The 8,092-nt window shown below is 48.3% G+C and carries 10 protein-coding genes; all 10 read right to left on the bottom strand.

Translation table 11 applies throughout. The annotated features are described in order from the left end of the window. Positions 1-1,411: peptide ABC transporter substrate-binding protein (locus tag ON063_RS13820; protein WP_274665510.1), on the bottom strand; the 1,411-nt coding region annotated here is incomplete at its 3' end. 66 nt (positions 1,412-1,477) lie between these two features. Further along, complete coding sequence (gene fabF, locus ON063_RS13815; protein WP_214695452.1) at positions 1,478-2,710, bottom strand: beta-ketoacyl-ACP synthase II; 1,233 nt, start codon at positions 2,708-2,710, stop codon at positions 1,478-1,480. Beyond that, on the bottom strand, positions 2,707-3,666 hold the full coding sequence (locus ON063_RS13810) for a beta-ketoacyl-ACP synthase III (RefSeq protein ID WP_274665509.1): 960 nt from the start codon (positions 3,664-3,666) through the stop codon (positions 2,707-2,709). Before ON063_RS13810 ends, fabF begins: the two co-directional genes overlap by 4 nt. A gap of 85 nt (positions 3,667-3,751) precedes the next feature. Further along, the gene (gene mtnN, locus ON063_RS13805) at positions 3,752-4,453 is read right to left on the bottom strand and encodes a 5'-methylthioadenosine/S-adenosylhomocysteine nucleosidase (RefSeq protein WP_274665508.1); all 702 of its coding nucleotides are present in this window, start codon (positions 4,451-4,453) and stop codon (positions 3,752-3,754) included. A gap of 54 nt (positions 4,454-4,507) precedes the next feature. Then, entirely contained in the window at positions 4,508-4,981 is a 474-nt protein-coding gene (greA, locus tag ON063_RS13800) for a transcription elongation factor GreA (RefSeq protein ID WP_074035127.1), read from the bottom strand. Between the two features lie 66 nt (positions 4,982-5,047). Further along, complete coding sequence (udk, locus tag ON063_RS13795) at positions 5,048-5,683, bottom strand: uridine kinase (RefSeq protein WP_074035132.1); 636 nt, start codon at positions 5,681-5,683, stop codon at positions 5,048-5,050. A gap of 16 nt (positions 5,684-5,699) precedes the next feature. Further along, on the bottom strand, positions 5,700-6,341 hold the full coding sequence (locus ON063_RS13790) for an O-methyltransferase (protein ID WP_214748553.1): 642 nt from the start codon (positions 6,339-6,341) through the stop codon (positions 5,700-5,702). Positions 6,342-6,400: 59 nt separating this feature from the next. After that, positions 6,401-7,543, bottom strand: a complete 1,143-nt coding sequence (gene mltG, locus ON063_RS13785) for an endolytic transglycosylase MltG (RefSeq protein WP_214785243.1) — start codon at positions 7,541-7,543, stop codon at positions 6,401-6,403. 67 nt (positions 7,544-7,610) lie between these two features. Further along, on the bottom strand, positions 7,611-7,907 hold the full coding sequence (locus ON063_RS13780; RefSeq protein ID WP_078146594.1) for a DUF1292 domain-containing protein: 297 nt from the start codon (positions 7,905-7,907) through the stop codon (positions 7,611-7,613). Between the two features lie 13 nt (positions 7,908-7,920). Continuing rightward, the coding region (ruvX, locus tag ON063_RS13775; RefSeq protein WP_274665511.1) for a Holliday junction resolvase RuvX at positions 7,921-8,092 on the bottom strand (172 nt) is incomplete at its 5' end.

Raw genomic sequence — 8,092 nt, 5'->3', positions numbered from 1 at the left:
CCGCCTCTTCTAACAGCTTCGCTTCCGCGTTTCGTAATATGATATTCCGTTCGTCTAAATTCTCAGTGGAACGGGCCTGATCCATCAGTTGATCGTACGTCTCATTTGCATATCGACTTGAATTGAGCACATCATTAGACTCAAATTGCGTCAAATAGGCAGATAGCATCGGGTAGTCGGGTTGCCATCCAGATAACGAAAAGGAATAATTTCCTGAGACTTCTTTCCTAACTTTATCTCCAAGTGGAAGCTCTACAACCGTGACGGTCAACCCGTCCAACTGTTCCAAATTCTCTTTTAATCTTGTCGAAATTTCACGTGCTTCCTCATCGACAAAGCTAAGCAATTCAATCTCGATGGTTTCTGTTTTTAACTGTTTTTTCACAGTTTCAAATAATTGGTTGGCATCGCCTTCCAACTCTGCAACCGAATCCTCCTCATCCATGACGAGAAGTCGTTCCGTCGTTTGTTCCGCTCGTGCAAGCGATTCTTCGAGTGCCGTCCGCTCAAGTGTCAGGGCGAGGGCTTTTCGAAATGCAACGTTATTGAATGGTGCTTTTTCAACATTCGGTTTTAAATAAAACACCCCACTTCGCGGAACGTCTTTAATATTCATGACTTCCTCATCAATGGTAGAAGTGTCGAAGTCATAAGGAATCGGATGCATCCCTGACGTCGCAGTCAGATTTGATTCACTTTGGATAGTGATTGTTTCAAGCGTAACGTTGTCGACTTCACGATACGTTTCGTTTTTATGTAACGAGATGCTTGTATCATCCATTCGATCAAATTTAAATGGACCGTTCGTTTCTAACTCATCCCATGATGTCACGGATGGTTGTGGCAAAAACGCTGGCATAGCGAAAACTTCTTCGAATCCTTCCATCGGTCGGATGAGGGTGATCTCGAGCGTTCGCTCATCGATTGCTCGAACACCTAACGTATCCGGTTCTTGTTGCCCGAGTCCGATTTCTTTCGCAGATTGGACATCCGCAAGTAAAAAACTAAAAGGTGAGTTCGTCTCGTCATCGACGAGTTTACGGAAATGGCCGACAAACGTCTGCGCGGTAACTGCATTCCCTTCTGTCGTCATACTCTCTTTCAATGTGAACGTATAGACCGTTCCATCTTCAGATCGTTCTAACTTCTCGACGAGTCCCGGTTCAATCGCTCCATCTGCGCCGAACCGATAGAGTCCTTCATATAGATGTGACAATACCGTTTGGGATGCCGGGTCAATCGCGAGCATGACGTCCGGTTGAGTCGGAAGGGATTCCCCATGAATCGTAATGGTTTGTTCTTCTGGTGGTAGTAGTTCACGTGACTGCTCTCGTTGTTCGTTCCAAATAAATAAAAAAAGGATAAGGACTGAACCTAACAAGGCGGCCACGATGAATGATTTCTTGTTCATTCGTTGCACTCCTTTCTGTTAGACCAACCCTTATACCCTAACCTTTTTTGAATGATTTTTCTACCGTCAGTTCGTCACTTTCGCAAATGCGAGTGTCGCATTGTGGCCCCCGAAGCCAAGTGAGTTACTGAGTGCATACTGAATGTCAAGTTCCCGATTTCCTTCACGTACATAATCAAGGTCGCAATCTGCTGCAGGTGATTCACAGTTGATCGTCGGATGAATCTTCCCTTCATGAATCGAAAGAGCTGTGATGACTGCCTCGACGCCACCTGCTCCTCCGAGAAGATGACCAATCATCGATTTCGACGAGTTGACCGCGAGTTTGTCGGCGTGTTCCCCGAACACACGACGAATCGCTTTCGTCTCAAGCATATCGTTGAGCGGTGTGCTCGTGCCGTGTGCATTGATGTATTGAACGTCTTCCGGCTTGATTCCCGCATCGCGAATCGCCTCACTCATCGCTTTTGACCCGCCTTCTGCTTCTGGTGACGGAGCAGTGATGTGATAAGCGTCTGAACTCATCCCGTATCCGACGACTTCTGCATACATTTTCGCTCCACGTGCCTTCGCATGTTCGTACTCTTCTAATACGAGTACGCCAGCACCTTCACCCATGACAAACCCATCGCGGTTCTCGTCGAATGGACGGCACGCTGTATTCGGGTCCGGATTCGTCGAAAGTGCTTTGTTCGAACAAAAGCCTGCGAACGAGAGTGGTGTGATTGGCGCTTCCGCTCCACCGGCGAACATGGCAATCGCATCTCCCCGTTGAATAACGCGGAACGCTTCTCCAATTGAGTTCGTCCCTGATGCACACGCTGTCACCGAACAGTTACTCGGTCCTTTAGCCCCGAGGTAAATCGACACTTGTCCGCTCGCCATGTTCGGAATCATCATAGGAATGAAGAACGGGCTCACACGACGCGGTCCACGGTCATGAAGGATGGCTGACTGCTTGTCGATTGTTTCGACACCGCCGATTCCGCTCCCGATCCACGTTCCGACTTCATCGGCAATGGCTTTGACATCGAGTCCGCTGTCTTTATGGGCAGCGTCTGCCGCCAAAAGTGAGTATTGGATGAACGAATCCATTTTACGCGCTTCTTTTGGTTCGACTAAGTGTTCGATGTTCCACTCTTTTACTTCCGCTCCGACTTTCGCCGGATATTGGCTGATGTCGATTTTCGTCAACGTATCGATTGCGTTGTCCCCTTTTAAAAGGCGGTCCCACATTGTCGACACGTCGTTTCCTAACGGTGATACGACTCCTAATCCTGTCACTACTACTCGTTTCATAGATGATTCCCCTCCGTAATTGTTGCATGATTCCACGTCAGACAGCTTGCACCCCACGTGAGTCCAGCTCCGAAACCTGCGATGACGACCGTTTGTCCGTCTTGGATTTTACCAGACTTGACGGCTTCCGCTAAGGCGAGCGGGATCGATGCCGCTGATGTATTCGCATGGTCTTGAATGGTCATGACGACTTTCTCTTCTTCTAAATCTAAACGTTCCATCGCCGCATCGATGATTCGACGATTCGCTTGGTGCGGCACAAGGACGTCGAGGTCGTTTAACGACTTGTCGGCCTTGTTTAACGATTCGAGCACGATTTCCGGCATTTTCCGCACGGCGAACTTAAACACTTCGCGACCGTTCATGACGATCTTTCCTTCATCGTTTTCATACAAGTGCTTGCCACCTGTCCCGTCACTTCCAAGTATGATGGAGTCGATTGAAGCAATCTCGTCTTCCCCGAGTACGACAGCTCCAGCTCCGTCTCCGAATAGGACAGCTGTCGACCGGTCATCCCAGTCAATCAAACTTCCCATCTTCTCTGCTCCGATGACGAGCGTTTTCTTGAAGCCTTTCGAGTCCATCAAGCTTTTCGCTGTATCCATGGCGAAGATAAATCCACTACATGCTGCACTGACGTCGAACGCCACAGCGGCTTTCGCGCCAAGATTCGCCTGAACCACGCACGCGGTTGCGGGGAAGGCTGGCGCAGTCGCCGTCGCACAGACAATCGCCTCGATCTCATCGATGCTGACTCCAGCGCTCTGTAACGCCCGCTCTGCGGCACGTGTCGCCATATCCGAGACTGATACGTCACTTTCTGCTAAATGTCGCGCCTCGATGCCTGTACGCGTACGAATCCACTCATCGCTCGTATCCATTCGTTTTTCTAAATCGATATTTGTCACCCGATTGTCCGGTAAGAACGATCCGATGCCGATGATTCCAATATTCATATCGTCGACCCCTATTCTTAGTATCTGGTACTAATATAAGGGAATAAAAAGAGGATGTCAATGCATCCTCTTCATGATCAATCGATTAAGCTTGTTCGAGGCGTTTCGTGACAGCCATGACCATCTTCGCAGAGTTGATGGATGCCGTCTCTAAAAATTCATCAAACGATAAGTTCGCCTCTTCGTCTGCGCTGTCTGAAATCGAGCGTGTGACGACGAACGGAATACCGAACTGGTAACACGTTTGCGCGATTGGAGCAGCTTCCATCTCGACGGCAGCCACGCCATCGAAATGGCCAAGGATGTCCGCTACACGTTTTGAGTCGTTGATGAACGAATCCCCTGTTACGATCAATCCTTGATGCACGTTCACGTCCGGTAAGTTTTCAATCACATCTTTACAGACGCTGACGAGCTTTGAATCAGCTTCATATGCTGGTGGCATTCCTGGTACTTGTCCGTACTCATAGCCGAATGCTGTCACGTCAACATCGTGGTGACGTACTTCCGTTGAGACGACGACGTCACCGACTTTCATCCCTTTTTTAAATCCGCCGGCAGAACCCGTATTGATGACGACGTCCGGTTTGAACTTATCAATTAAGAGTGTCGTCCCGATCGCGGCATTGACTTTCCCGATGCCTGACTTCAAGATGACGACTTGCATGTTTCCAAGATATCCTTCATAAAAATGATAGCTTGCGATTTCTGTATCTTTACGTTCAGTTAGTTCATTCCGAAGCAAATTCACTTCTTCTTCCATCGCACCGATGATTCCAACTTTCATTCCGATTCCTCCTCAGAAAGAGAGCGACTTCCAAGATGGAGGTCGCTCAACAACTTATTTGATTTCTTTGATTTCGACGATCATGTCGCCACCTGGTGTTTGAACCGTGACCACATCTCCGATCGTACGGCCAAGAAGTGCTTTCGCGATTGGTGATTCGTTCGAGATTTTCCCTGTGAACGGGTCTGCCTCGGCACCACCGACGATTGTGTATGTCTCGTCTTCGTTATCTTCTTGGATGAAGAACGTTACTGTTTTCCCGATTGAGACAACCGAGTTATCGCCTGCATCATCTTGAATGATGACTGCGTTGCGGAGCATTTCTTCTAATTGTGCGATTCGTCCTTCGACCATCGCTTGTTCTTCTTTCGCCGCGTCGTATTCCGCGTTTTCTGATAAGTCACCGAAATCACGAGCAATCTTAATATTTTCAACGACTTCTTTACGGCGGACCGTTTTCAGTTCGTTTAATTCATTCTCGATCTTCGCTTTTCCGTCTAACGTCATATAGTGTTGTTTTTCAGCCATTTCTGTCACTCCTTCATTGTCTCCTAGTATATTACAGCTAGGGTAAATTGAAAACGATTTATTTCCTCACGCGCGATTACGCTCAGTGAGCACCCAACGGATCTTCGTCACGAGTAAATCGATTGCGACAAAGTTTTCTCCGCCTTCAGGAACGATGATGTCCGCATACCGCTTCGTCGGCTCGCAGAACTGCAAATGCATCGGACGAACGACATTCGTGTACTGTGCCACGACCGAATCGATCGAACGTCCACGTTCATTGATATCCCGCTGCATGCGGCGCAGGATGCGAACGTCAGCATCCGTATCCACGAACACCTTAATATCCATCAATTCACGCAAACGGGCATCTTCAAGTGCTAAAATCCCCTCAACGATGACGACATCGACCGGTTCGATCAAGATCGTCTCATCAGAGCGCGTATGGGCCGCGTAGTCATATACCGGCTTCTCGACAGCCTGGTGTTGTTGCAATTGTTGGATATGTTCAATTAGCAAATCGTTATCAAAGGCGAAGGGGTGGTCGTAGTTCGTCTTGTACCGCTCCTCCATCGTCATTTCAGATTGATCTTTATAATACGCGTCTTGTTCAATCATGACGACCGATTGACCTTTAAACGCATCGACGAGCGCTCGGGCCACGGTCGTTTTTCCTGATCCGGTACCCCCGGCCACGCCAATAATGACGGGTTTATGTTGCATCAAAGTTAAGTCCTCCTCATCGTAATTTACGACTGATTGCTAGGCCATCACCAAGGGGCAAAATTGCAGTATGATAATCGGTCCGTGCCATCAATTGCTCAGTAAACTGCTTCACGAGGCGGACAAGCCGGCGTCGACGTCGGTCAAGTACTGACACGTCCTCGAGTAAGACGTCCCCTCGTAAAAACAAATTATCGCTGTAAATCGTACCACCAATTGGTACTAAAGCGCCATACCCATCAAAAAATTTTTGATATTGTCCTTTTGCCGCATCAATAAACACGGCATCGAACTCACCTTCAATCGAACCAATCAATTCAACGGCGTCACCGTGAATCAATGTGATGCGATCGCGAACATCAGATCGTCCGATAAAGCCAGTCGCTTCTTCGAATCGACGAGCATTTCGTTCAATCGTGACGATTTCGGCATCTGGTAACAACTCTGCCATACGGATTGCACTGTAGCCAATTGCCGTCCCCACCTCAAGGATGCGGGTCGGTCGCTGCATCGCCAACAACGAGAGAAGCACTTCAGAGCCCGTCAGGTCCATGATTGGAACGTGATGTTCTCGCGCAAATGCCTCCATCTCCGTAAGTAGCGGAGAGCGGTCGTTGATCAATTGTTCTACATATCCCTCATAGGATGCATGGTCCACTCGTTCCACCTCTTAACTCTCTTCATTCAAACGACCGGAAGCATCCCGCGGTCGTCCCATCAATTACTGTTCGCTTCTTCAAACGCTTCCCATTCGGAACGGTACTTATTGACGTTTTGTTGATGGTCCTCATAATTGACTTCGAACAAGACTTCCCCATTCGGGAACCCTTCACGTGGAGGGCGTGCATAGAAGTAAATGTTCTCTGTGTCGTTCGGGTTGAGTACCGCCTCAAACGCGTCGCGACTGACAGCCGCGATTGGACCGATTGGAATCCCTTCATAACGATACGTGTTATATAAGGAATCGTTCTCCAAATCTGCGAATGAAGTGAAAATCGATGTCTCCCCCGTTCCGTACCAGACGGTCGGGTCAGACTGTAATTTCATGCCGTCGTTTAGACGATTTTCAAAGACACCGGCAATTTCTTTTCGGTCTTCCGTCGACACAGCTTCTTTCTCGACAACCGATGCGAGCGCGAGCGTTTCATGGAAGGTACGTCCTGAATCGGCCAAACGACCTTTGTACTCTTGATACATGCTTTCGGTCGGGAGTAGCATCTCATCGATGATTTCAGTGAGTGTTACCCCTTTGTTGAATTCATATGTTGCTGGGAACAGGTATCCTTCAAGCGGATGATAAATGCCTTCCTGCAATACTTCCTCCGTCAACATTTCATGCTCGTTCACGAGCGAACTGATATATTCACGGTCACTCAATTGTTCGGAAATCTCTTCTTTCGGAATGTCGGCCTCTTTCGCAAGTCGCGCGATGACCTGGTCGATTGTGAACCCTTCCGGAATGACGAGCTTGATATCAGGAACCACAATGACTTTACCTGTTTGCAACGTTTCAATCAACTCATCGATTGATTGAGATGGTGACAACGTATATGTCCCCGCTTGGAACGATGACTCGTTTTTAAAGCGTGTATAGAAACGGAAAATCGTGCTACTCCTTACAAGCCCATTCTCTTCTAGTAATTCACCAATGTATCCCGAACCAGCACCGAGTGGGACTTCGACTTCAACTGTTTCCGTCGATGTCGGATCAATCGGTTCGACGGAGCGCTTCACGAAGACGTAAGCGAGTGCCGAGCCTGTGGCGATGACGAGAAGGAAGATGGCAAGGATGACAACCGTGATGCGACGAACGATCCGGTTGCGGGCACGTTTCTCATCTGACATAGATGGATGATTCATGCATTTCTCCCCTGTTCATTTTATAAAGAGAGGCGACGAGGGAAATCCCTAGCCGCCCGTCCCCTATTTAGTCTAGACCGACTTCGTCATTGACGATATCGAATGCTTCCATGACCTCTTCGAAGTCTTCATCGTCTTCGACGAGCTTCAAGATGAATTCGCCATCTTCAAGTTCTTCAATTTCAAATGCGTATACTTCGATTGTGTCTTCATCTTCTGTTTCCGGAGCTCCGACTGGTTCGAGTACAACGAATGTTTTCTTCGAACGGTCGCTTGTCATACGGAAAATTTCTGCAAATAAATGCTCGTCTCCATTTTCATCTGGAATACGGTACATTTCTTCTTCACGACGGATTTCTGCCATGAGAGATTCCTCCTTATTTCCCGGAACGGTCCAGGTAGTTTTGTAAAATCATCACGGCCGCCATTTTGTCGATGACCGCTTTTCTCTTTTTGCGGCTGACATCTGCTGAAATGAGCATCCGTTCCGCTTGCATCGTCGTTAATCGCTCATCCACCAACACGCAAGGTAAGCCTGTCTGTTCTGTG

It is taken from the genome of Exiguobacterium sp. B2(2022), assembly GCF_028823655.1.
GTDB classification, from domain to species: domain Bacteria; phylum Bacillota; class Bacilli; order Exiguobacteriales; family Exiguobacteriaceae; genus Exiguobacterium; species Exiguobacterium aestuarii_A.
Note: the sequence above shows the minus strand (reverse complement) of the source record. Positions and strands in the feature narration are given on the sequence as shown.